Here is a 24,684-nt window from a genome sequence, read left to right as displayed (position 1 = left end):
GAAACCATGCCGCTCCTTTACCTCTACCCCAAGCGCGGCGCCGGCTTCTCGATCGAGCTGGGCTCCGAGCCGATCAGCCTCGGTCGGGCGGCCGACAACTCCGTCCCGCTGGGCGATCCGTTCTGCTCCAGCCGCCACGCGGTTATCCGACCGGCGGAGAACGGCTATGTCGTGGAGGATGCGGGGAGCAAGAACGGAACCTTCCTCAACGGCCGCAAGCTCGAAGGGGCCGCGCTCCTGCGCACGGGCGACGAGGTTCGGCTGGGCGGCGTCCGGATCGTCTTCGACCGGCCCCTCTCCGCGGCCGTCGAGATGACCGACGAGGCCGCCTCGATCACCCGGGTCAATACCGTCGTCCCCGTGCAGGACCTCCTGCGGCGGACGGGCGGCCCCGTCGGTCCCGGTGCGCCGGGTCCGGACGGCATCTCCGACGATCGCGACGTGGCCGCGGTCATGGGCGAAGTCAGCCAGGCGCTCCTTCTCCATCGCCCCCTGCACGAGCTGCTCGACCACATCATGGGCCTCATCAGCGCCCACGTCGCGATGGATCGCGGCGTCCTGATGCTCGTCGAGGGCGAGCCGCCCCATCTGCAGACCAAGTCGATCCGGGTCAACACGCCGGCCCTGCAGGCCGAAAAAATCCAAGTCAGCCGGGGCATCGTGGCCATGGTCTTCGAGCAGAAGCTCTCGGTCATCATCACGGACGCCGCCATCGACCCCCGGTTCATGGCCCGCGAGAGCGTCATGGCGGCCGGCATCCGCTCGGCCCTCTGCGTCCCCCTCTGGGACAACAAGGCCGTCATCGGCGTCCTTTACGCCGATCGGCTCTCGACGGTCCGGCCTTTTGCCGAGAAGGACCTGCGGCTGCTGACCCTGCTGGCCAACCTGGCTGCGGTCAAGATCGAGAACGCCCTGCTGATGGAAGACGCCATCAAGAAGGAGCGTATGGAGCGCGAGCTGGCCCTGGCCGCCCGCATCCAGAAGGACCTGCTGCCCAAGGAGACGCCGCTCTGCGCCGAGCTGGACATCTCCGGCCGCAACGTCCCCTGTCTTGAGGTCGGAGGCGATTATTATGATTTCATCCCGGTGGACGACTGCCGGATGGGCATCGCCATCGCCGACGTTTCGGGCAAGGGCGTCAGCGCTTCTCTGCTGATGGCCTCGCTGCGGGCCGCGCTACACTCCGAGATCCGGCCCGATCACGACCTGGCCAGGCTGGCGGCGAAATTGAGTGATTTCGTGTTCAAGAGCTCCCCCATCAACGATTTCATCACTTTCTTCTGGGGCGAGCTGGACACGGCGACCGGTGTCCTTCGCTATGTCAATGCCGGCCATCCGCCCCCGATCCTATGCGGCGCCGGCCGGCCGCCGCGCACCCTGGACGGCACCGGTCTGGCCTTGGGCATGCTGCCGGGCCTGGTGTACGAGGTCGGGGAGGCCGTCCTCGCGGTGGGCGAAACGTGGGTGCTTTACACCGACGGCATTACCGAGAGCCGGCGGGCCGACGGCGAGGAATATGGCCCCGACCGGCTGGCCGAGCTGGCTTGCGCCAGCGCCGGGACGTCGGCCGTTCTGATCGACGCCGTCTTTGCCGCGTTGGAAGAGTTCTCGGGGACGCGGGCCGGCGCCGACGATCGGACCCTGGTCGTGATCAAGCGGATCCGTTAAGCTCCGGCTTGCATCCTCCCGATTCCCTCCGGCCCTCGATTCGGGTGGACCTTGGCGGCCGGAAATCGGGGCTGGACGGGGCCTGGGCCGCAACAAGTGGCATTTCGGCGTCGTTTTCCTTATGATATCCCTCTTAACTTTGCCAAAGACAGGTGCCGCCATGAACCGCTACAATCGAAAGCTTCTCGGGCTCGCCGCGTTCGCCCTCTGGCTCGCCGCCGGCGTCGGCGCGGCGAGTCCCGCATCCGTCCCGCCGGGGCGCCGAGCCCAAGCCGCCGCGGCTGCGCCCGCCATCTCGTTCGAGGAAACGGCCCGCTTTTTAAGCGGCCTGCCCTGCGAGTCCGAGAGCCTCCGCAAGCTGCAGGAGACGCCCGAAGGCAAGGAGTTCATGGCCGCCATGGACCGCAACTGGGCCGACTTGGAGACCAAGCGCCTGAAGCCGATGCGGGAATGGGCCTCCGGCGAGATGGCCGAGGCCCGGGCTGCGACCAAGATCCTGTTCTACCCCTTCGGCGGCCCGGACATCCTGACCTCCTTCGTGCTGTTCCCGGAGGCGGAGACCCACATCCTGCTCGGCCTGGAATTCGTCGGCCGGCTGCCCGCCTTCACCTCTTTCAAGCCCGAGCGGGCTGCCGCGTACACCCGCAACGTCTCCGCGGCGCTCTCGGATTTCTTCAACAAGAGCTACTTCATCACCAAGAACATGAACACCGCTTTCGGCGGCGACAAGGTGGACGGAGTCCTGCCCATCCTGTGCCTGTTTCTGGAGAGGACCGGGAATCATATCCTGGCCGTCAAGCGCTGCGAGTTTCTTGACACCGGCGAGCTGCTGGAGAGCGATTTTGCCGTCCCGGCCAAGAAGCAGCGCCGGCCTTACGGTGCCAAGATCGAGTTCCGTGCGGAAGCGGGCGGCTCCCCCAAGTCTCTCTATTACTTCTCCTGCGACCTGGTCGACGACGTTTTTAAGCTCGATTCCGTCCTGTATAAGCACTTGGCCGCCATCCCCTTCGAGTCCACTTACGTCAAGTCGGCCTCCTACCTGATGCACTACAAGACGTTCGCCAACATCCGCAACCTCATCCTGGATAAGAGCCGGTTCGTTCTGGAGGACGACACGGGCATCCCCTACCGCTACTTCAAGCCCGAGATCTGGCAGGCCCGTCTCTACGGCGAGTACATCAAGCCGGTCAAGGATTTCTCCGGCGTCGAGCAGAAGGACCTCAAGGCGGCCTACGCCGATCCGGCGTCGGACCTCCGCAAGCTGCCCTTCCATCTCGGCTATCATTGGAGCACTAACAAGGATTCGATCCTGTACTTCCAGCGCAAGATCGCCCCCGCGAGCGGGGGAGCGAGGTGAAGCCGGTCAAATTCGGACTGTCCACGGCCACGGCGCTGGTCATCGCCAATATGGTGGGGACCGGCGTCTTCACCAGCCTTGGATTCCAGGTCGCGGGCCTGTCCTCCGGCCTGGCCCTGCTGATGCTGTGGGGGCTGGGCGGATTGATCGCCCTGCTCGGAGCGCTGACCTATTCCGAAGCCGGCGTCCTCTTCCCGCGCTGCGGCGGAGAGTACCACTACCTGACCCGGATGTTCCACCCGGCCGTCGGATTTCTGGCCGGCTGGATCTCCATCCTGGTCGGGTTCGCCGCCCCGGTGGCGGCGGCGGCCATAGCCCTGGGCCGCTATGCGGGAAGTGCGCTGGCCCTGCCCGAGCGTCTGTCCTTCTTGCCGGTCCTGGGCACGTCGTCCTGGATCGCCATCGCCGTCATTGCCGCCCTGACCGCCGTCCACAGCCTGGACAAGGTCGTCGGGGCGCGCTTCCAGAACATCATCACGACCTTCAAGGTCGTCTTCATCTTCGTCCTGATCGCCCTGGGCCTCGCCGTGGGCAAGCCGGCCGGCCTGTCGTTCGCGGCCGGGGCGGCGGCCTGGAAGGACATCTTGAGCCCGGCCTTCGCCGTCTCGATGTACTTCGTCACCTTCGCCTATTCGGGCTGGAACGCGGCCGCCTACGTCGCGGGCGAGATCCGGGACCCGAAGAAGAATCTGCCCCGCAGCCTGATCACCGGGACGCTGTTCGTGGTGGTCATCTACGTCCTGTTGAACTTCGTCTTTCTCTATACGGTGCCCCTGGCCGAGATGGTGGGCAAGGTCGAAGTCGGCTACATCTTCGCCGGCCACGTCTTCGGCGCCCAGGGCGGCCGGATCATGGGCGGCCTGATCGCATTCCTCCTGCTGTCCAGCATCAGCGCCATGATCATCGCCGGACCGCGGCTGTCCAAGGTGCTGGGCGAGGATTACTGGCTGTTCCGGGGCCTGGCCCGGAGCACCCGCAAGGACATCCCGGCAGTGGCCATTGTCGTGCAGGGATTGATCTCGGCCCTCTATGTCGTCACCGCGACTTTCGACCAGGTCATCGTCTTCGTCGGATTCACCCTGAACCTCTTCACCTTCCTGACGGTCCTGGGGGTGATGATCATGCGCCGCAAACGGCCCGATCTGCCGCGGCCCTACCGGACCATCGGCTACCCGGTCGTGCCGGTTCTGTTTCTGCTCATTCAGGCCTACATCATGGTGTACGGCCTGCTCTATCGGCCCAAGGAGTCGATCGCCGGAATCGCGATCACCGGCCTCGGCTTTTTGATTTACGTCCTCGATCACAAGGTCCGTCCGTCCGGCTTCAAACCTGCCGAAGAATAAGAGGGGTCAGGTCTCAACATTAGACATTTCACCTGCATAAGGCGTTTCATACTCAAGGACGACATGTCGAATGTTGAGGCCTGACCCCTTCCCTGTCACCGCCGCCGTCTGCTTGTATAACGGATCGGCGTTCATCGGCGAGGCGCTCGCCTCGGTCCTGGCCCAAACCGTGTCCGATTTCGAGCTCCTCGTCGTCGACGACGGATCGACCGACGGCGCCGGCGCGTTTCTCGAAGCCTGGATCCGCGATCCGCGCCTGACCGTCGTGCGGACGCTTCACCGCGGGCTGGGCGCGGCCCGAGCCCTGGCCGTCTCCCGGGCGAGGGGCGAATGGATCGCCTTCCTCGATCAGGACGACGTCTGGGCGCCTCGCAAGCTGGAGCGTTTTTTGGAGGCGGCGGAGTCTCGCCCCGAGGCGGCGATCGTCTTTTCCGACGCCCGCTTGATGGACGAGGCGGGTGCCCCTTTCGGTCTGTGGTCCGACCGGTTCGATCTTCGCAGCCTCGATCTCGGCCCGGGATCGGCCGAGCGCGAGCTGCTTCAGCGCGGGTGTTTCATCGACGTCTCGGCGGCCATGGTTCGGCGGGACGCGGTGCTGGAGGCGGGGAATTTCGACCCCAGGTTCCACTATGTCGAAGACTTGGATCTGTGGCTGCGGATCGCCCGCTGCCGGCGCTTGTCGCGGATTCCCGAGCCGTGGTCGTTCCGCCGTATTCACGCCGGGCAGTTTACCCAAGCCCAACCCGAGACCGCCTTGGCCGAGCAGATGGCCCTGCTGCGGCCGCGGTCGACGGACCTCTCCCTTCCCCCGAGTCTCCGGATCGCGGTGGGCGATTATCTCCTGGGCCAGCACTACGAGTGCGGCCTCCGCCTCCTTCGGCACCGCCGATACGGGGCGGCCGCCCGCGTCGCCTTCGGCGCTTTCCGAGTCCCCGACCGGATCACCGACGCCGCCCATTGTCTTCTCCTCCGCCGAGGGACGCCGAGCTCTGTCCGGAACGCCGCCGGGCGGGCTTTGTCCGTGATCGTCCGGATCGGGAATCGTCTGGTGCGGATCGCGGAGACTCTCCGCGGCCGATCGGCCGGCCCCACCCGGATCCATATCGACGGCACGCCGCTCGGGGATGAGCGGACGGGGTATTTCACCTTCGTCACCGAGCTTATCCGATCCCTGATCGTCGAGGGGCCAGGCGCCCCGATCATCCGAGTTTCTATCGCCGCCGGCGGCCGCCGAGCGCTCCGAGAATCGCTGGGCCCGCCGGCTGGCCGCCTTCGGCTCCGCCGGGTCCTGTTCGGGCGATCCCATTGGGCGGCCTTCTATGAGTCCGTAGCCCGGCCGGTCGTTCAGATATTATCCGGCTTGGGCGCGGCGAGCCTGATTCTGGCCGGGATGTTTTCCTTTCTTCGGCCGTTAGCCTATCTGGGCGCAGGGTGGGCCCTGCTTCAAGCCCTCTTTCTGGCGGATAGGCTTCGATCCCGGCAGATCCGGCGCCGCGGCGGCCCGCCGCGGCCGCCGCTGTTTCAGAGAGCCGCGCTCCTCATCCACAACGGATGGTGGGTTCCGCGCCGGCGGGGATGGCGGGGGCCAGTGATCGAGATCATCACTTGGCGCGGGAGATTCCGCTTTCGCCGCTCCCGCCGTATCGCCTTCGTCCCGGATTTGACGACGCGGATCGGGCCGGAATGGCACACCGAAGCCAACGTCCGCGAATTCGATGAATATCTGGCCTACGCCCTGCGCTATGCCGGCACCCTGGCCACTGTCTCGGAGCACAGCCGGAAGGATATCGTGGAGCGATTGGGCGTGCCCCGAGAGCGCGTCTCTATTGCGCCTTCGTTCATTCACCCGGCCTTTTTTTCTTCACACCGATCCCCCGATGTCCTTCGCGGCTATGGCCTGGAGCCGGGATATCTTCTCTCCGTGTCGACCATCGAGCCGCGCAAGAATCTGCGTCGATTGGTGCGGGCCTTCGAGCGCTTGCGCCAAGCCCGCCTCGGCGGGCCGATCCTGGCCCTGGTCGGTCCGCCGGGTTGGGACGAGGGCTTTGACCGCTTTCTTGACGAGAGCGAGGCCCGTCCCTTCATCCGGCGCCTGGGGTTCGTCCCCCTCGAGCACCTGCCGTCGCTTTATCATCATGCTGCGGCGTTTGTTTATCCCAGTCTGTATGAGGGCTTCGGTTTGCCCGTGCTGGAGGCCATGGCCAGCGAAGCCGTGGTGGCGGCCTCGCGGTCCAGTTCGCTCCTGGAGGTCCTGGGCGAGGCGGGGATTCTGTTCGATCCCGTCAGTGACGGCGACATTGAAGCCGCACTGCGCCGGGCCGTATCCCTGACTCCGGAAGAGCAGGCTTCCTTCCGGGCGGCCGGGCGCCGGCGAGCCGAGGAGATGGTCGCGGAATGGCGGCGGCGCGGTCCGTGGCCGCTTCGGATGGGGGATAAGCCGCCATGCGAGTAACATTCGTCCTTCCGTTTGTCGCCCGGACCGGCGGAGTCAGGCTGGTCCTGCAGCTTGCCGACCGGCTCCATGACGCGGGGCACCGCGTTCTCGTCGTTTATCCGCGCCGGCCCTACCGGTTCCACTATTCCCGCCGCGAATGGCGGGCAGAATTTAGGCGAACGCGAACCGTCCCGCCCGGCGCTCCCTGGTTTTCGCTGCGAGCGCCGCTCCGCCGCGTGCCCCGCATCGGGAACGCCTATCTCCCGGATGCGGACGTCGTGGTGGCCACTTCCTGGCCGACCGCTTTGGATGTCGCCGGGCTCGCGCCGCGCAAAGGCCGCGGCGTTCATCTCCTGATGCATCACGAAGCCGGGACGGGATCGGAAAAAACGATCCGAAGCGTTTATCGCCTGCCCCTCCGCCGTTTGGCTTTGTCACAAGCCGTGAGGGCGCAAATCGAATCGGAGTTTGGGGCGGAAATTCGGGAAGTGGTTCCCGCCGGAGTGGATCCCGAAGTCTTTTTCCCGGACGGAGAGAGCCGTCTGGACACGGTCCTGATGATCGTCCACCCGGCTGCCCACAAAGGCGGGCGGGATGGGCAGGCGGTTTATTCCCTTCTGGCCGAACGCCGTCCGGAATTCCGTCTCCTGGCATGCGGGACGGTCAAGCCCGCGGATTGGCCCGATCGATTCCCCTTCCTGCTTCATCCCAACGACTCCACCCTGAGGCTCCTCTACTCCTCTGCTTCTGTTTTTCTATACACGAGCGGCTATGAAGGGTTCGGGCTGCCTCCGCTCGAGGCGATGGCCTGTGGCTGTCCCGTGGTCACGACGCGCGTGGGGGCGATTCCCGAATACGGGCGGAACGGAGCCAACGCCCTGATCGTTGATCCCGGGGACGTCGATGGGATGACGGATCGGATCGAGACGCTCTTGGATGATCCCGTTCTGCGCCGGACGCTGATTGCCGGCGGGGAGGAAACGGCCCGGGCCTGGTCGATCGGGCGGGCGGCCGGTCTTTTCGCCGCCGCCCTAAAATGAGAGGGGTCAGGTCTCAACATTCAGCATTTCATCTACCTGACGATGCCGTGCCTAAGGAAGAAATGTTGAATGTTGAGACCTGACCCCTCTTTTATTTTATCCGAAGAATTCTCCGGGGGCGGCCTGCAACCGGGCCAGGGCCGAAGCTCGCTCCTTGACGTCGAAGCCCATGGCGCACTTGACGGCGCAGCGGGAGCAGTCGGAGCAGGGTGATTCGGACACGCCGAGGGACGAGACCAGATCATAAGCCTCGCCCAGATTGCGGTAGCCGTAGGCGTACATGTAACCCCGCATCAGCGAGGGGACGGGCAGGTTATTCGGGCACTGGCCCGCGCATTCGTTGCAGCCTTGGCAGTAGAGCCCGCCGCCGGCCTGGGGCTCGATGAGCTTGAGGTCCGCCTTCTCCTGGGCCGTCAGTGCGGCGTCCTTCATGACCTGCATGTTGAGCTCGAGCTGGTCGAACGACGTCATGCCGGGGATGGCCGTGGTGATGTGGGGATTGCTCAAGGCCCATTTCAGGGCCGCCTTGACGTTGATCGGCTCTTTGCGCTCGCGGTCCCAGAATCCGCCGGCCAGGGTCTTCATGGCCACGATGCCGATTCCGGCTTTGGCCGCCTCGGCGATGGCGGCGTCCAATTGAATCAGGTTGGTCTTGCGGAAGTTGTAGCCGACCAGGACGACGTCGTGGAGCTTGCCTTCGATCGCGGCCCGGACGACATCCTGTTCGTTGCTATGGGACGAGACGCCTATGAAGCGGGCCTTGCCCGCCTTCTTGACCGATTCGAGCGCTTTCATCAGGGGCTCGAACAGAACGGCCTCCCGAGTCTGGACGTTGTGCAGGTAGACGATGTCGACATAGTCGAGGCCCAGGCGCTGCAGGCTGACGTCGAACTTCTGGAGCCAGGCTTCGGCCGTCGTCTCGGCCGAGAAATTGCCCGTCTGCCGGTCGCGGGGTTCGCCGGGGACTTTGGTGGCCAGGAAGTAAGAATCGCGCGGACGGCCTTTCAGGACGCCGCCGATGACGGTTTCGTTGGTCCCGCGCTGGTAGCCGTTGGCGGTATCGAGCATCATGATGCCGCCGTCCAGGGCGGCCTTGATCAGATTCTCGTTGTTGGAGTTCATGACCCCCATGGACACGATCGGGAGGGAGACTCCGGTCTTGCCGAGCGGCCGGGTAAGGAACCCGGACTCCTTGGCTTTTCCGGCCGGCGCCATATACGGCTTTTGCCGGGCACCCAGGGCGGATGGAATGGAGGCCAGCGTGCCGAGTCCGGCGGCTCCGATCAAGCCGCTTCTGAGGAACGAACGACGTCCGAGGGTCTTGGTATATTCGCTCATAATGTCTCCTTGGAACGCCGTATTATACCATACAACTTTCGTCGGGCCGGCTCGGCGAGGGGCGAAGGGCCGTGAGTGAGTGCCCACAAAATCAATGTCTGCAAGTGGATGCGAGCAGATCCTGGCCGGCGGCCGGGGGGTTGACGCCGTGGCGTAAGCGCCCTGCCGCGCCTTGAAGCCATGAAGGCCCCCGGCCCGGGCCGGCGACCACGTTCGGACAGGAATGGCTTTCGATTATAATAAAGCCTCCGACGAGAGTCTTTCATGGACTCCGTCGGAAAAGGCAGAATAGGAAGAAATCGACATGCCCGAACCCGCCCCGCCGACCCTCTTCCGCAAATGGCTGACCGCCGCCCGTCCCTGGGCCTTGCCCGCCTCGACCATGCCCGTCGTCTTCGGCACGTCGCTGGCCGTCGTCCTGGGCGGAGCGCGACTTGATATCCTCCGATTCGGGCTGGCCCTGCTGGGCATGGTCATCCTGCACTCGGCTGCCAATATGCTCAGCGACGTTTTCGACTTCAAGCGCGGCCTCGACCGCGAAGTTACTCCGGTCAGCGGCGCGATCGTCCGCGGCTGGCTTTCGGCCGAGAGCGTGAAGCGCGGCGCGATCATCCTTTTCGTCGTCGGATGCGGGATTGGGTTGGGGCTGGCCGCCTTAACCGGGATCGTTCTTCTTATCGTCGGCGCGGCCGGTGTTGCGGTCGGAGCCGGCTACACCCTGCTCAAGTACCACGCCCTCGGCGACTTGGCCGTCTTCCTCAACTTCGGGCTCCTGGGAGCCTTGGGCGCCTGGGTCGTGCAGACGAAGAGCTTCTCCTGGCGGCCAGTCGTCTGGACCGTGCCGATGGCCATGCTGGTTATCGGCATCCTGCATGCCAACAACTGGCGGGACATCGTCTCCGACGGGGAGCGCCGTGTCCGCACCTTCGCTTCCGTCCTGGGCGACGGGGGCTCCCAGGCTTACTACGCGTTTCTCGTATTCGGGAGCATGGCCATCGTTCTGGCCTATGTCGCCGTCCCGCGCTTGACGGGAGGGCGTCTGCCGGCTCTCCCCTGGACCTTTGGGATCGTCCTGCTGGCCTTGCCGAAGGCTCTCGGGCTATGGGGGCGGGCCCGACGGAGGCGTGCGCCCCGGCTGCCCATGGATTTCGTCATCCTCGACGGTGCTACCGCGCAATATAATCTAATCTTCGGTTTGCTTTGCACCGCCGCCCTTTGGTTGTGGTTCTTCATTCGTTAAAACGGGAAGAAAAGAAATCGTGACGGAATCGTCTCCCGCCGGGCGGACGCTCTCGATGAAGGCGGCCGATTGGCTTCCCGCGATTTTGGCCGCCGTGCTCTTCGTTCCGTTGTTCATCTGGCGCCGCGTCGGTCCGCTCGATTTCTGGTGGTGGATGAGCGCGGCCATTGTTCTTCTCGTTGGGCTGGGGGCGGCACTCGACAGGGACTATCTGCCCGGGCTTCGTCGCGACGCGGCGAACCGTTGCGGGCGCAAAGTCGCTCTTGGACTTCTCGCCGCGGCCGCTCTCTATGGCGTGTTCTGGTTGGGGAACGAAGCTTCCCGGCTTCTCTTTCCGTTCGCCGCGGCGGACATCGGGCGCGTCTACGGTTTCAAAGCTGGCATTCCCGTCGCGCGCGTCATTCTGCTGATGGCACTCCTCATCGGGCCGGGGGAGGAGATCTTCTGGCGGGCATATCTCCAGCGTCGCTGGCAGACCCGCTTCGGCCGTTGGCCGGGATTTCTTGCGGTCGCCGGGCTTTATGCGCTGGTCCATGCCGCCAGCGGCAACGTCATGTTGGTTCTCGCGGCGGGTGTCTGCGGATTGTTTTGGGGCTTTCTCTACATGAAGACGGGTTCGATTCTGCTTGTCGCCGTCAGCCACACGGCCTGGGATCTGGCCGTGTTCGTCTTGTGGCCGTTTTAATAAAAAAACACGGCCAATCAATTATTCATATTTCCAATGAATTAATCTTGAATTAGCTAGTCTTGACAATTGGGTTCATAATCCTTACATTATAAGTAAGGAAATATTAAAATGTACACCGCCAAGTTGACTTCCAAAGGCCAAATCACGATACCTAAAAAAGTACGGGATCGGATGGGAATTTCCGAAGGCGAAGCGGTCTATTTCATCGAAGAGGATGGTGTTTTCCGCATCAAGAAAGCCGTCCTCGAATCCCCCTTCGACAAGTGGGTCGGTTATATCAAGAATCCCTCCGGAAAGACGGTCGATGAAATGATCGAGGAGATGCGAGGGCGGTGATCACGGCAGTCGATACGAATATTCTTTTGGATGTCTTGATATCGGGATCGCCTCACGCAGAAGCTTCGAAAACCGCGCTGGATGCCTATAACGCCAAAGGACGTCTCGTCGTCTGCGAAATCGTCGTCGCGGAGCTGGCGGGCCAGTTCTCCGCGGCCGATGATGTTCAAGCCTTCTTGGGAGAATCCGGAATCCGGGTGTCCCATTTCGAGCCAAGGGCGATTCATTTGGCGGGAATCTTGTGGCGCAAGTATGGCGAGAAATCCGAAAAACCCGTTTGTTCGTCATGTGGCGGTCTGCAGCCGGACCGATCGCGAATCATCCCCGATTTCCTGATCGGCGCCCATGCCCTTATCCAGGCGGATGCGTTATTAACCCGGGATAGGGGGTTTTATACGAATAACTTTCAGGGGCTGAAGATTCTGGCCTAGACTTCGCAACGAAAAGGGAATTGAAGACGTAGAACGAAACACGCAAAGGGCGAATATCTCTATGCGCTGATCCCCCCGCTCGGCCCGGACTTTAATCGAGCGCTCTTCTTCTCCACCGGCTTCGGCACGGTCGAGTCGAGCGGAGACTATTCCGTCTATCGCGAGTATCGGATCAAAAACCTGCCCGAAATCTTCGGGAAGTGATCCGGGCGGCGGCCTCTCGCAGCTACTTCTTCTTGATCTGGTACCGGATGATCGTCCGGTAGGCTTCGGGCGGAGTGTTGCCCATGCCGGGGCCGACGAGATACTCTTCCTCGTGCATACCCGCGATCCCATAGCCTTTGTCGGCGATGAACTTGTGCAAAGCTGCTATGGTCGGCGCCTCTTTATCGTAAGGGCCGAGATAGAGAACCTCGGCCACTTCGCCGTACTTCCAAACCTCGATCTTGACGCCCTGCAACCCCGCGGGCAGCCCGGTGACGGATTCGGGCAGCGGCAGGGCGTAATACCCGACCCACTCGGATTTGGAGTCTTGGCCGAAGTCGGGGCTGGACCAGCGGGCTCGCGGCGGGGCCATCTGGACGCCGGGCAGGCTGAAGAACGTCTTGAACAGGAGCCCGAAGGCCGCTTGGCCCGCGGTGTTGGGGTCGCCCTTAGCCTCGACCACGAGCATCTTCTGGTCGGCCTTGGTCGTCAGGCGCGGCGCTTTCAACGAATCGTCGCTGGGCGGCTGCTGGGCGAAGGCCGACCACGTCAGGGCGGCGATGAAAACAAAAAGAAAGGCGATTTTCTTGTTCATGAGCCCCTCCCGGGCGCTATGATATCGGATTTTTGACTTCTAAGAAACCATTTCTCGGATCGATTGAAAGAGGGCATCCCGCACCGCGCAGTTTCGAGCTTTCGGTGCGGGTCCCCCCCCTAGAGCGACGATCACAGCGGCCGGATCGGCTCGTGGATCTCGATGATGAACTTGCCTTCGGGATGGTTCTGCGGCTCGTTGAGATAGAGCTCGTAGCAGAGCCGATCGTCCGGCTGGTAGCCGCTCTCGGGAAACCAATCGCGCATCAGCGCGTCCCAAGCCTGGCCGAACTCGTCCGGGGCGATCTCGGCGTGGGCCACCGCGAACAGCCCGCCGGGGATGGTCATCTTGCCGATCTCGCCGTCGACCTTGGTCTCGGCGGGCACGGTGATGCAGGCGTCCGAGCGGAGCTTGTCCGTCTCCGTGATTTCCGGGCTGTCATGATAGACGCCCAGCACCTTGGTCTGGGGGAAGCGAAGCAGCCCGCGCGGCCCGGCCCAGCGCATCAGCTTCTGGAACGCCTCGCCCATGCCCTGGAACGGCCCGATATGGCGGGCGTAGGCGACCGTCATCTCCGGCGCTTCCCTGACTTCGACCTTGAACTTCGATTTGTCCATGAAGGGCCTCCTGGTAGCGGTGATTTCGCCGCCATCATACCCGGAGGCCCCGTCTCCCGCTTGGCCGTCCTTGCGGTCCGTTTGACGATTCTTGCGCCATTCTTCGGCTCCCCCGGTCCGCCATTCCGAGGCGCTCATCCCGAAGCGGTCGCGGAAGGCCCGGGCGAAGGCGTCCGAGCCCAAATAGCCGTAATCGATGGCGATCGTCGTGATCGGGGTGGCCGCGTTGGCGAGCAAGGCGGCCGCGGCCATCTCGCCCCGCCGCCGTTGGACCCAGGAGTTGACCGTCTCGCCGACCAGGGCGCCGAAGACGCGGTGGAAGTGGAAGGGGGAGAAGTTGGCCACCCTGGCTAGGTCCTCGAGCCGCAGCGGCTCGCCGATGTGCTTGTCGATGTGGTCGATGACCCGATTGATGCGGGCCATGTATTCGGCCCGCAGGGCGTGGCCTTTGTCGGTAGGCAGCATGGATGGTCAGGCGGGAATGAACCGATACCCGGCCGCCTCGGCCAGCCGGCGGATTTCGGCCGGGACTTTGCCGAACTCGAACTGGTAGACGTAGGTCTTGCCGAAGAGAACCGATTGCTCCGCGATCATCCCCTGGCGCGTCTTGGCGCCGGTTTTATAGGTTTCGGTCTGGAAGCCGGAGCCGCCGTCCAGCCCGGCGCCCGACTCTTTGAGCATCTCCACGAAGGAGATCGTCTTGGCCGTTTCGTCGATCTCGAACTTGGCCGAATAGACGAGCTTCTTCTTGGACAAAAACGCCTTCCGTTCGGCCACCAGGCGGGTCAGCTCGCCCTTGCCGTGCTTGTCCTTGCATTCCGCGCCGATCGAGCCGGCATAGGCTCGGATGTCGTCGATGAGGGCCATGGGCGTCTCCTTGAAGTTGAGTCCGGGGGACAAAGTATCACGATCGCCCGGGCTTGTCATCCCTGAAGAATAGCGGCTGCCAACTTCATTTAACCTGTTGATTACAATGGGCCTCGCCGATTTGCGCGTTGACTTCGAGAGGGAAGCCGTCTATAGTAACCCAGTTGCGCTGCCGATCGCTCATGAAGGAGTCGCCATGAGAAAGCTCGCCCTCGCCATAGCCCTGATTCTCCCCCTTGTTCTATCCGCAAGCCCGCTCTCGGCCCGGACCGAGGAGCCCATCGTCAAAGCGGTCGTTCTGGCCCCCGCGTCCCCGCTCAAGGCCGGCGGCACGACGATCCTCGACCTCGAAGTCGGCATCCGGGCGCCGTACCATATCAACTCCGACCAGCCCTCCGAGGCCTACCTCATTGGGTCCACACTCGACTTCAAGCCGCGCAAGGGTGTCACGTTCGGCAAGATCAGCTTCCCTATGGCCCAGAACAAGAAATTCTCGTTCTCGGACAATCCGCTATCGATTTTCGAGGGCACCATCAAGGTCCAGGTCGAGGTCAACCTGGCCGCTGATTTCGCCGGCCGGGAGCTCGTCGTCGAAGGCACGTTCGGATATCAAGCTTGCGACGACCAGTCCTGCCAGCCGCCGACCGACGCCGCCTTCAAAAAGGCTCTCCCTGTCGTGGGCGGCGCGCCCGCGGCGGTGAATCCTTCGATCGCGAAGCCCGAGGACAAGAAGCCTGTCGACAAGCCCACCGAAAAACAGGTCGTTCCCGCAACGACGACGCCGCCGACGACTAATCCCGACGCTGGAAAGGCAGAGACTCAAACCGTTTCTCCCACCGTGGACGAGAAGAAATCCCCCGAAGTGAAAGCCGCCGTTCCCGCGACACCGGCCCCGGCCGCGGTCAAACCGGCGGGCGGCATCAACTTCGGCGGTCAAGGCCTGCTGCTGACCTTTCTGCTGGTCTTTGTGGGCGGACTGGCCCTGAACCTGACTCCCTGCATCTACCCGCTGATCCCGATCACCATCAGCTATTTCGGCGGCCAGGCCGAAGGCAAGAAAGGCGGTGTCGTCCTTCATTCGTTCGTCTACGTCCTGGGCATGGCTATGACCTATTCCATCCTCGGGGTGGTTGCCGCTTTCACCGGCAGCCTGTTCGGCGCGGCCCTGACCTACCCGCCGGTTCTCATCGCCATCGCCCTGGTTATGATTCTCCTTTCGCTCAGCATGTTCGACGTCTACGAGTTCCGTATGCCGGCCTTCCTGAACAAGGCCGCGGGCACGTCCAAGAAGGGCTACTTCGGCACCTTCTTCATGGGCCTGACGGTCGGCATCATCGCCGCGCCGTGCATCGGCCCGTTCGTCCTCGGCTTGCTGACCTACGTCGGCAACACGCGCAACGTGCTCCTGGGCTTTTCGCTCTTCTTCGTCCTGGCCATGGGCCTGGGCGTGCCGTTCCTTTTGCTCGGCATCTTCTCCGGCAGCATCAACAAGATCCCGCGCTCGGGCGCCTGGATGGTCTGGGTCCGGCGGGTTTTCGGCTTCATCCTGGTCGGCATGGCCTTCTACTTCGTCAAGTCGCTGATGCCGAACCCGATCTACTACCACCTCTCCGTGGCCCTGACCGCGCTGGTGGCCGGGATCTACCTGGCCTGGATCGAGCCGACCAAGAGCATGGGCAAGGTCTTCCCCTTCGTTCGCAACGTCTTCGGCGTGATCTTTCTCGTCCTGGCCCTCGTCTTCGCAGTCAACGGCATCCGCGGCTACACGGACGAGCAGTTGAACACCCGGCTGCAGGCCCTGGCCGCGGCCGGCGGGCAGATCAAGCTCGACGTCATCAACTGGATTCCCTATTCCGAGGAAGCCCTGGCCGACGCGCTCAAGTCGGGCAAGCCGGTCTTCATCGACTCGACGGCTGACTGGTGCATCGCTTGCCACGAGCTGGATAAAAAGACCTATTCCCAAGCCGAGATCATCGCCATGGCCGACAAGTTCATCATGTTACGGGCCGACCTGACCCGCAACGGCGACGAGAAGGTCAAGGCCTTCTACGAGAAGTTCGCCGCCAAGGGGGCGCCGACGCTCATCTGGCTGAAGCCCGACGGAACGGAGATCACGGAGCTGCGCGGCGTGGGATTCGAAAACAAGGACGTCTTCCTGGGCAAGATGAAGCAGGCCTTGACTGCCTCCGGGCTTTAACGGAGCCGATTCCCAATTCCGGGGTGGCCGGTTCGAAGTGCCGGCCCGGCGGCTTCGGGCTCTTCTCGCCTTTTCCCACAGCTCTCTTCGGCGCCTCGGAACTCCGCATTCGAGATCTCCCGATTTGGGAGACCACCCACTCCGTTTCGATTCCGTCAGAAGGTCGCGTGCTCAAACAGTCCTCGGCGGCCGCTGGCTTCCCTCAGAGAGTTGTGGAAAAAGTCGCCGCCCTTGCGATTTCGCCGTTGGCCGACACCCCGAACTGCCTATTTCCCCGGAATTGGGATGAGAAATCGATAACCGCAACGAAATCGTCTATTAAAGCTCGGGCAGGCAGAAACCGATTTCGTGCCCGGCGCCGCAGCGCCGGCAGCGAAGCCGGGCTTCGAGTCTAGTACATTTCAGGCCGGCGCGGACGGAGCGCGTGACGGCCCAGGGCCCGCCGCAGGCGTCACAGGCGGCGCTTAGAACGAGCCGGATCTCGACCGGCTTGCCGCGGCGGGCCGGATGCGGAACCGAAAGCGTCTTGACCCGGAAAGCCCCGCCGTGGGTCTCGCCCAATTCCCCGAGTAGCGTTTCATAGAAGCGCAGCGTCTCTTCGGCTTTGGCTTCCGCTCGGACCCGCCCCGCCTTCGTCCGCATGTTCAGCGGCAGGCAGGCGGCGTAGGTCAGCTCCTTGCTCAGCGAGTTCATGATCGTCGAGCGCAGGGTCCGGCCGCGAAGCGTGGACTTGATGAAGAATTGAGCGACACCCAGCGCTCCGAACTTGGCCAGAAAATCCGCGTCGTGGACGATGGCAGCCAGGGGATTCGGGGAAGATCCTTCTTTGTAGAGCGAGCCGAGCGCGGCGATGATGGCGTCGCGGTCCGCCGCGGGAACGCGGGAGCGGGTGAGGACGGGCTTGGCCAGGCTGGCGGCGACGTCCTCCTCAGCGGTCTCGCCTTCATGGTAGCGGCCGCCGGCGAACTTGCCCGCGTCATGGAAGAGGGCTGTGATCGCGGCCAACAGGGGATCCCGGTGCTCCTCTTCGGCCAGCCGGAAGGCCAGCGAGGCGACGTGGACGGTGTGCTCCCAGAGGAAGCTGCCCTCGGTCTCGGGCGAGTTCCCGGCGAAGGCCTTCTCCGAATCCGTGATGAGGGTTTTGATCTTCTCGACAAGCCCCGGGCAGCGCTTGGCGACGATCCGGAACGCGGACTCGGGCTTGGCGGGCTTCTTCGCGGCTGTCACGCCGCGATTATAGCAGAATCGGGGTCCTGCCCGGGGTATCAAGCGGGTTTATTGACACCGTCGAACGTCGGGCGATATAGTGCTCGCGAGCCCGGCCGATCCGTCGCGCTTGGAGGCGATGAGGCTCCGCCCGGCCAGATGGGAGCCGCATGAGATTCCCGATGCTTGCCGCAGCCCTCTTCATCGCCGCCTCGGCCGGATTCGGCTCGCTGGGGTCCGCGCAAAGCCCCGCGGCTGCCCCGCCGTCCAAGCCGGCCGGCCTGGAATCCGTCGTCATCGTTTATAAGACCCACTTCGACATCGGCTATTCTTCGACCGTCCACGACGTCGTCCACGAGTACCGGACGGAGATGGCGGACCGGGTTTTGCAAGCCATCGAGGCGAATCGCCGCCAGCCGAAGGAGAGGCAATTCGTCTGGACCCTTTCGGGCTGGCCGATGAAGCAGATATTGTGGCCCGGCCAGGCGCCGGAGCGCCGGCGGAAGATCGAGCAGGCGCTCCGCGACGGACTCCTGGCTGTCCACGCCTACCCCTTCACGACCCACACCGAAACCGCCGAGATCGAGGACCTGGTGCGCGGCCTGAATATCTCCTCGACCCTGGCCCGCCGCTACGGCCGGCCGCTTTCAATCAGCGCCAAGATGAGCGACGTGCCGGGCCATTCCTGGATCCTGCCGACGCTCTTCACCCATGCGGGGATCAGGTTCTATCACATGGGCGGGCCGCAGGTGAATCTTGCGCTGGGCCTGCCGCCGATGTTCTGGTGGGAAGGCCCCGACGGCTCCCGCCTGTTGACGCTCTATAACAACGGCTACGGCAGCGGCGCCCTGCCGCCGGACGGATGGCCCTACAAAAGCTGGGTCTCGATCCGGATGACCGGGGACAACCAGGGCCCGCCCGAACCGGAGACCGTGGGCCGCGATTTGGACTTCTATCGGCGCCTCGGCCTGAAAGCCTCGGTCGGCATTATGGACGATTTCGCCGGCTTGATCCTGAAGGAGGACTTGAGCCGCCTGCCGGTCGTGCGGAGCGACATCCCCGACACGTGGATCAACGGCCCGATGAGCCAGCCGGAGGCGACCCGATTGGCGCAATCCGTCCGGCCCGCCATCGGAGGAGTGGAAGCCCTGGCGACGTTGGAAAAAGGCTGGGGGCTCCACCTCCCCGATTTCACGGCGGCCATCGGGGCGGCTTACGAAAGCAGCCTTCTTTATAGCGAGCATACCTGGGGCCTGGCCAACCAGCATTATATCCGGCTGCCGTACGGCCGCGACTGGGACGCCCTGTGGGATCAAGGCCTGCCGCCGCAATTCCGGATGATGGAGGATTCGTGGCGGGATCACGCCGAATATATCCGATCCGCCCAGCGGCTCATGGCCGAGCCCTATGCGGACGCGATCGCTGCTTTGGCCGACGGCGTCGCCGTCAAGGGCCCGCGCCTCATCGTCTACAATCCCTTGCCGTGGACGCGCGACGGCGAGGTCGTTATGGATACCCGGATTCTGCCCAAGTTCGAATCGCTTCGGCCGGCCGACGGCGGGCCGGCCGTGCCGATATCCCGGGAATATCCGGCCATCGAAGACGCGGCCCCCGTAACCCGATTCCTGGCCAGGGACATCCCCCCGCTGGGCTATCGGACATTTGTCGCTTCCCCCGAGGTCGCGGCCGCGGCGTCGACGTCAGCGGATGAAGCGAACGGCGTTATCGAGAGCCCCTATTTTCGGGCCGCGTTGGACGCGGCGCGCGGCCGCATCGCCAGCCTGATCGACAAGCGCTCGGGTCGCGAGCTGATCGACTCCGCCGCGCCGCAGGGGTTCGGGCAATACTTCTACGAGCGGTTCGGTTATCCGGATATCGCCGCCTGGCTGGCCAAATCGCTCTATCCCGAGTATGTCGCGCATCGGTTCCTCTTCGCCGCCTATGAGATGCCCCGCGAGAGCGCATACGCCTCGGCCCTCCCCGCCGGCATGGCGCTGTCGATCCGCCGGAGTCCTCTCGACGTCACGGCCGTCATGACCGGCGTCATTCCCGGCCCGGGCCGGCCGCAAAACATAAGCATCCGCTTAACTCTCCCGGCCGGAGCGCCTCTGGCCGATCTTGAAGTTGGCTGGCAGAAGCTGCCCGACAGCTGGCCCGAGGCCGCCTGGATCTGTCTGCCGTTCCAGATCGCGAATCCCCGCTTCCGGCTCGGCCGCCTGGGCGCGGTCGTCGATCCCGTCCGCGATCTGACCGTGGACAACGCCAACTTCCATTCTTTCTGGCTTAACACCGGTGCTGCCGTATTCGACGGCGATTCCGGCGCGGGGGTTGGGATCTGCCCGCTGGATTCGCCGCTGGTCAGCCTGGGTGTCCCCGGCGCCTATCAATTCGACAAGCGCTATGAATCGGCCAACGGGCGGGTGTACGTGCAGCTCTACAACAATCAATGGCGGACCAATTTCGCCGCCTGGATCGGCGACGGCGGGCGGATGACGTCGCGCGTCCGTCTTTGGACTTTCGACCATTTTTCGCCCGAGGCCGCGCTCTACACGCCGGCGATGGAGGCGCGCGTCGCCCTGCGCGCCGGGCGATCGAGGAGCCTGCCGGGATCCTTGCCGGTTTCAGCGGCCGGGGTGACTCTCTCGCGCAAGGGTGTCGCGGTTACGGCTTACGGCCCGAATCCGGACGGGGCCGGCACCGTGTTTCGCGTCTGGGAGCAGGGCGGGACCGCGGGCCGGCTCGATGTGATCTTGCCGGAAGGAGCCCGGTTCACTACGGCGAAGCCCGTGAATTTGCGCGGCGAAGCGGACGGCAAGATCATCCGCGTACTCAGGGGCCGGTTCTCTCTCGATCTCCCCGCCTACGCTCCGGCCAGCTTTATTCTAAGGTAACCCGACGGCGGAAAAGCGCTAGAGCTCATCCGGCAGAGCGTAAAACAGCCAGCGGCCGATGATTTCGGACACGGCCGCGGCGGCGAATCCGGTCCAGGCCGGTCCGGCCGAGGCTCCCGGCTGCAGCGTCGCCAAGCCCCAAAGGGCCACGGCCAAGGCCAGCAACACGATACGGGCGGCGAATATCGGGACAAGGCGGGGATTCGGCGTATAGACGCGTGGCGTGTCCCGCTTAACCCGCAGCCCGAAGCGCGGCGAGTAAAGAAAAGCCGCGAGCAGGATCGCGCCGGCCGCAGCCAGGGCGGCTTTCGGTAGGATTGCGGCCGTGGGTGAACCGGCCAGACCGGTCAGGCGGGGGATCTCGCCGCGGGCGGCCAGCGCCGCCAGCATTGATCCCAGCAGCACCGTCGTGCCGAAGAACGCGATCGCCGTGGCCGGCGAGTTCCAATCCGGCACCGCGGGCTGGGTGTAGAGGCGGGCCATGCTGTAAACGAAGGCGACCGCCTCCGCCGCGACCAGGACCGCCAGGGTGATGGCGGCCGGGGAGGTCGGCGCTTTCCAAGCCAAGATCGCCAATCCCGCCGTCGCGCCGCCGAAGAGGACCAGGGCCAGAATCTCCTTGCTCAACCAAGACGAGCCCGCGTTGGCCAGGGCCCGGACGGCGCGCCCGGGATGCTTCAGGTGGAAGAGCGAAAACAAGGCCGCTCCGCCGATCAACCCGAGGACCGCAAGGTCCACGGCCAGGCGCATCGGCCGCAGATCCCGGGCCAGCGTCAGCTCGGGCAGGAAATAGAGCGGGACCAGGAGAAACAGGGTCAGCCCGGCGGCCGTCTGCCCCAGGATGGTGAAGACGACCAACGGCCATTCGTGCCGGCGCATGTTCAGACCTCCTCCCGGTTTTTGATCAGGGCCGCGGCGGTCTTCGCCTTGGCCGCGTCGCGATGCGGTCGGATGACGAGCGCGGGTTCGGTGATCTCCGCCTTCGGCAGCGGATGGGCTTCGGCCGTCGTCCCGTACTTGGCCCGCAGCTCTTCGATCTCCCCGAAGTCGAGGGCCCGCATCGGGCAGGCCGCCACACAAGCCGGCCGCCCGCCTCGCTCGATCAGGCCGGCGCAGAGATCGCACTTGGTCATGACCCCGGCCGCCTCGTCGAACTGCGGCGCGCCGTAGGGGCAGGCCCATTCGCAATAGCGGCAGCCCAGGCACTTGGCCGGGTCGATGACGACGATGCCGTCCTCGCGCTTGGCGATGGCCCGGGCCGGGCAGCCGTCCAGGCAGAGGGGCTTTTCGCAGTGGTTGCAGGCGATCGAAAGATTGTAGACCGCGATCTCCGGCACCCAGGCTTCGCCCTCCCGCCGCCATCCGCCGCCGCCGACCTCGTAGACCCGCCGCCAGCGGACGCCCGGCGGGAGGTTGTTGCGATCCCGGCAGGCCATAGCACAGGCTTTGCAGCCCGAGCAGGCGGCCGAATCGACGAAGAACCCGAGCTGGCGCATTAGCGGCGCCTCCCCGGCTTCCCGGCCTTGGCGGCCTGGGCCATGATGGTGTGCTGGGCATTGCCGAAGGCATACGGCGTCCAGCGCTCCGAGGTGAGCACATTGACGTTGCCCCGCCGATCCGTCCCGGCCCGATCCGGAGTCCACCAGGCGCCCTGCGGGATGGCCAGAACGCCGGGCATGACCCGCGAGGTGAGGCGGACCGGCAGGATCAGGGCGCCCCGGTCGTTCCAGACGCGGACCGGATCGCCGTCCGTGATCCCGCGCGGGTCGGCGTCCAGCGGATTCATGAAGATGCGCTGCGGAAAGGCTTCGAGGAGCTCGGGCACGTTGTCGTGAATGGAATGGACTCGCGACAGGGCATGGTGGCCGATCACTTGGAGCGGGAAAGCGGCGGCCTCCGGCCCGAATGGGCTTTCCCATTCGCGGATATACTTGGGCACGGCCGGGATCTCGTCCGGCCGCTTCAGATCGAAAAGTCGCTTGGAGAAGATTTCGATTTTGCCCGAAGGAGTCGGCAGCGGATGGGCCTGCGGATCGCGCCGGAAATCGGCGAAGGCCACCGCCGGTTCGGTCACCGGGCGGACATACATCCCCGAGTTGCTTGCCTCGAGCTCGTCCAGCGTCGGCATATCGGGGAACCGCGTTTTCCGGTAGTGGTCCATCGCCCATTCCACCCAGCCGCGCTCGTCCCGCCCTTCGGTGTAAGCGGGTTCGACGCCGAGCTTGGCCGCGATCCCGGCACAGATGGCGTAGTCGCTCTTCGATTCGAAAGCCGGCTCCACGATCTTGGGCGCGAGAATAACCTCTTCGCCGTATTTCCAGCCGTCTTGAACGCCCCAGGTTTCAAACTGGGTGCAGGCCGGCAGCAGAAGGTCCGCGAAGCGAGCTGTCGGGGTCATGAAGTTGTCCTGCACGGCCAGAAACTCGACCCGCGACTCGTCGGCCAGGATACGGGCCGAGCGGTTGACGTTGCCGTGCTGGTTGATCAGGATGTTCGAGGCGACCGACCAGATGAGCTTGATATCGGTCCCCAGGCGGTCGGCCCCGACCACCCCGTCGGCCGGCCCCATGTCGCGCCCCCGCAGCACCGCCTCGGACCATAGGAATGACGGGATCTTGGCCGTGACGGGGTTTTCGCCCAAGGGGAGGATCTCCCAGCGCGGTCCGCCATCCGGGGCCTGCAGGGCGATGCCCCCGGCCCAGCCTCCGGGAATCCCGACGTTGCCGGTGATGGCCGCCAGGACGCAGCCCGCCCGCACCGCCTGTTCGCCGTAAGCGCGCCTCTGCATGCCGTAGCCCTGATACAAGACGGCCGGCTTGATCGTGGCGTATTCCCGGGCCAGGCGGGCGATCGTCGCCCGCGGCATCGCGGAGATCGGTTCCGCCCACCCGGGCGTCTTGGGGATGCCGTCGCGGCGGCCGAGGATATAGTCCTCGTAGCTTTCCTCGCTTTCGGCCCCGGCCGGCATCTGCGACGCGTCGAAGCCGAGGCAATGGCTTCGGATGAAAGCGCGGTCGACAAGCCCCTCCGTGATCATCACATAAGCCATGGCGCTCATCAGCGCGGCGTCGGTGCCCGGCCGGACCGGGATCCACTCGTCGGCCAAGGCCACGGCGCTCATCGTCATGCGCGGGTCAAGGCAGACGACCCGGGCGCCCCGCTCGCGAGCCTTGCGGATGAAGTATTCCGAGTTCGTCCCGTCGCGCATCTCGGCCGGATTCCAGCTCCACATCAGGATGAGCTTGGCGTTCAGCCAGTCCTGGCGCTGGTTGCCTGTGATATTGGTTCCGAAGACCGTCGGGGTCGCAGCCGAGATGCAGGCCCAGGAATAGCTGTTGTAGTAGCCGAGCGAGCCGCCGACGAGGTTCAGCAGGCGCTCGGCCGTCCAGCGGCCGTTGGTCAGGTTGTAGCTGCCGGTGCCGTAGGGGACGAAGATCGAAGTCGGACCGTATGCGTCGCGGACGCTTACGATCCGCTCGGCCATGGTCCCGAAGGCTTCCTCCCAAGAAATGCGGGTGAACTTGGCTTCGCCGCGCTTCCCGATCCGCTTCATGGGATAACGGAGGCGGTCTTTGTGGTTTTGCCGGTAGCGATAAGCGCGTCCCCGGATGCAGGCCCGGAGCTGGGGATCGGAGGGCTCGTCGCCCGGCCGGTCATCGGCGTCGATGCGCAGAATCTTTCCGTCGCGAACCCAGACGTGGAGCAAGCACCGCCCGCCGCAGTTGTGAGCGGGACAGCCCGAGCGGACCAAATGGGCGCCTTCGAGGCCGGCCGGCGGAGTCGGGAAGGCGGAGCGCTCGGGCATCAGGCGGGCCGGCGAGCGGTTTGAGGCCGGGCCGCCTTGGCGGCCAAAGCGAAGGCGAGCGAGACGATGAGTCCCTCTGCCAGAATGGCCAGGGCGGGCCGCAGAGCCATGACCGGGCCGCGACCGGGGAGGAGGATGTCGGCCATCTTGACGGCGGCGGCCAGGGTCGCCATGGCGAAGGCGGCGGATGGGCGATCGGCCTCATTTATAGCCCGAGCCATGGCCCAGACGCCGATCGGGGCCATCACGATACCCGCCAGGCCGGGGATGGATAGCCAATGGAGGATGTGGCCTAGGGTCGCTTCGGCCGTCCCCCAGGCGAGGCCCCAGGCGAAACAGGATCGCAGCTGCGCCGTCGGAATCCGCTGTTCGTCCATGCCCTCATTTTACGCGGGTCGCGCCCGGCGTCAAGGCTTCGATGAGCACG

Annotated in this window: 20 protein-coding genes; 11 read left to right on the top strand and 9 right to left on the bottom strand. The window is 64.7% G+C overall.

Annotated features, from left to right (window positions below):
* The first annotated feature begins 6 nt into the window (after positions 1 to 6).
* The 5 genes from NTZ26_10205 (at position 7) to NTZ26_10185 (ending at position 7,842) form a co-directional block, all read left to right on the top strand.
* Complete coding sequence (locus NTZ26_10205) at positions 7 to 1,668, top strand: SpoIIE family protein phosphatase (GenBank protein MCX6560868.1); 1,662 nt, start codon at positions 7 to 9, stop codon at positions 1,666 to 1,668.
* Between the two features lie 160 nt (positions 1,669 to 1,828).
* The gene (locus NTZ26_10200) at positions 1,829 to 3,025 is read left to right on the top strand and encodes a hypothetical protein (GenBank protein MCX6560867.1); all 1,197 of its coding nucleotides are present in this window, start codon (positions 1,829 to 1,831) and stop codon (positions 3,023 to 3,025) included.
* Entirely contained in the window at positions 3,022 to 4,368 is a 1,347-nt protein-coding gene (locus NTZ26_10195; protein ID MCX6560866.1) for an amino acid permease, read from the top strand. The genes NTZ26_10200 and NTZ26_10195 overlap by 4 nt, the downstream gene beginning before the upstream one ends.
* A 70-nt stretch (positions 4,369 to 4,438) precedes the next feature.
* Positions 4,439 to 6,820, top strand: a complete 2,382-nt coding sequence (locus NTZ26_10190; protein MCX6560865.1) for a glycosyltransferase — start codon at positions 4,439 to 4,441, stop codon at positions 6,818 to 6,820.
* Positions 6,811 to 7,842: a glycosyltransferase family 4 protein gene (locus NTZ26_10185; protein MCX6560864.1), complete on the top strand. Its 1,032-nt coding sequence runs from the start codon at positions 6,811 to 6,813 to the stop codon at positions 7,840 to 7,842. Before NTZ26_10190 ends, NTZ26_10185 begins: the two co-directional genes overlap by 10 nt.
* A gap of 96 nt (positions 7,843 to 7,938) precedes the next feature.
* Here the strand turns inward: NTZ26_10185 and NTZ26_10180 are convergent, their stop codons facing one another.
* On the bottom strand, positions 7,939 to 9,180 hold the full coding sequence (locus NTZ26_10180; GenBank protein MCX6560863.1) for an aldo/keto reductase: 1,242 nt from the start codon (positions 9,178 to 9,180) through the stop codon (positions 7,939 to 7,941).
* Positions 9,181 to 9,484: 304 nt separating this feature from the next.
* On the opposite strand from NTZ26_10180, the gene NTZ26_10175 reads away from it, so the two are divergent.
* From NTZ26_10175 to NTZ26_10160, 4 genes are all read left to right on the top strand, one after another.
* A complete protein-coding gene (locus NTZ26_10175) occupies positions 9,485 to 10,420 on the top strand; it encodes a prenyltransferase (protein ID MCX6560862.1) in 936 nt (311 codons plus the stop codon).
* Between the two features lie 19 nt (positions 10,421 to 10,439).
* Entirely contained in the window at positions 10,440 to 11,105 is a 666-nt protein-coding gene (locus NTZ26_10170) for a CPBP family intramembrane metalloprotease (protein MCX6560861.1), read from the top strand.
* A 111-nt stretch (positions 11,106 to 11,216) separates the two neighbouring features.
* The gene (locus tag NTZ26_10165) at positions 11,217 to 11,444 is read left to right on the top strand and encodes an AbrB/MazE/SpoVT family DNA-binding domain-containing protein (GenBank protein ID MCX6560860.1); all 228 of its coding nucleotides are present in this window, start codon (positions 11,217 to 11,219) and stop codon (positions 11,442 to 11,444) included.
* Entirely contained in the window at positions 11,441 to 11,875 is a 435-nt protein-coding gene (locus NTZ26_10160) for a PIN domain-containing protein (protein MCX6560859.1), read from the top strand. The genes NTZ26_10165 and NTZ26_10160 overlap by 4 nt, the downstream gene beginning before the upstream one ends.
* 226 nt (positions 11,876 to 12,101) lie before the next feature.
* Here NTZ26_10160 and NTZ26_10155 read toward each other — a convergent pair whose 3' ends face one another.
* The 3 genes from NTZ26_10155 to NTZ26_10145 form a co-directional block, all read right to left on the bottom strand.
* A complete protein-coding gene (locus NTZ26_10155; GenBank protein ID MCX6560858.1) occupies positions 12,102 to 12,674 on the bottom strand; it encodes a GyrI-like domain-containing protein in 573 nt (190 codons plus the stop codon).
* A gap of 131 nt (positions 12,675 to 12,805) precedes the next feature.
* On the bottom strand, positions 12,806 to 13,756 hold the full coding sequence (locus tag NTZ26_10150) for an AraC family transcriptional regulator (protein MCX6560857.1): 951 nt from the start codon (positions 13,754 to 13,756) through the stop codon (positions 12,806 to 12,808).
* Positions 13,757 to 13,762: 6 nt separating this feature from the next.
* Entirely contained in the window at positions 13,763 to 14,158 is a 396-nt protein-coding gene (locus NTZ26_10145) for a ribonucleoside-triphosphate reductase (GenBank protein ID MCX6560856.1), read from the bottom strand.
* A 196-nt stretch (positions 14,159 to 14,354) separates the two neighbouring features.
* Here NTZ26_10145 and NTZ26_10140 point away from each other — a divergent pair, with 196 nt between their 5' ends.
* Positions 14,355 to 16,355, top strand: a complete 2,001-nt coding sequence (locus tag NTZ26_10140) for a thioredoxin family protein (GenBank protein ID MCX6560855.1) — start codon at positions 14,355 to 14,357, stop codon at positions 16,353 to 16,355.
* A 318-nt stretch (positions 16,356 to 16,673) separates the two neighbouring features.
* On the opposite strand, the gene NTZ26_10135 is transcribed toward NTZ26_10140, so the two are convergent.
* Positions 16,674 to 17,582 (bottom strand): HD domain-containing protein, encoded by a 909-nt coding sequence (locus NTZ26_10135; GenBank protein MCX6560854.1) that lies wholly within the window; start codon positions 17,580 to 17,582, stop codon positions 16,674 to 16,676.
* Positions 17,583 to 17,743: 161 nt separating this feature from the next.
* Here NTZ26_10135 and NTZ26_10130 point away from each other — a divergent pair, with 161 nt between their 5' ends.
* Entirely contained in the window at positions 17,744 to 20,452 is a 2,709-nt protein-coding gene (locus NTZ26_10130) for a hypothetical protein (protein MCX6560853.1), read from the top strand.
* 18 nt (positions 20,453 to 20,470) lie between these two features.
* Here the strand turns inward: NTZ26_10130 and NTZ26_10125 are convergent, their stop codons facing one another.
* From NTZ26_10125 to NTZ26_10110, 4 genes are read right to left on the bottom strand one after another with little or no spacing between them, the layout of a single operon-like run.
* Positions 20,471 to 21,331: a dimethyl sulfoxide reductase anchor subunit gene (locus tag NTZ26_10125; GenBank protein MCX6560852.1), complete on the bottom strand. Its 861-nt coding sequence runs from the start codon at positions 21,329 to 21,331 to the stop codon at positions 20,471 to 20,473.
* 2 nt (positions 21,332 to 21,333) lie between these two features.
* On the bottom strand, positions 21,334 to 21,948 hold the full coding sequence (gene dmsB, locus NTZ26_10120) for a dimethylsulfoxide reductase subunit B (protein MCX6560851.1): 615 nt from the start codon (positions 21,946 to 21,948) through the stop codon (positions 21,334 to 21,336).
* On the bottom strand, positions 21,948 to 24,257 hold the full coding sequence (locus tag NTZ26_10115; GenBank protein MCX6560850.1) for a molybdopterin-dependent oxidoreductase: 2,310 nt from the start codon (positions 24,255 to 24,257) through the stop codon (positions 21,948 to 21,950). The genes dmsB and NTZ26_10115 overlap by 1 nt, the downstream gene beginning before the upstream one ends.
* Positions 24,257 to 24,634, bottom strand: a complete 378-nt coding sequence (locus NTZ26_10110) for a hypothetical protein (GenBank protein MCX6560849.1) — start codon at positions 24,632 to 24,634, stop codon at positions 24,257 to 24,259. The genes NTZ26_10115 and NTZ26_10110 overlap by 1 nt, the downstream gene beginning before the upstream one ends.
* Between the last annotated feature and the right edge of the window lie 50 nt (positions 24,635 to 24,684).

The organism is Candidatus Aminicenantes bacterium (assembly GCA_026393855.1).
Lineage (GTDB): Bacteria > Acidobacteriota > Aminicenantia > Aminicenantales > UBA4085 > UBA4085.
The sequence above is the reverse complement of the archived record's forward strand: the minus strand, read 5'-3'. Positions and strand labels throughout refer to the sequence as shown.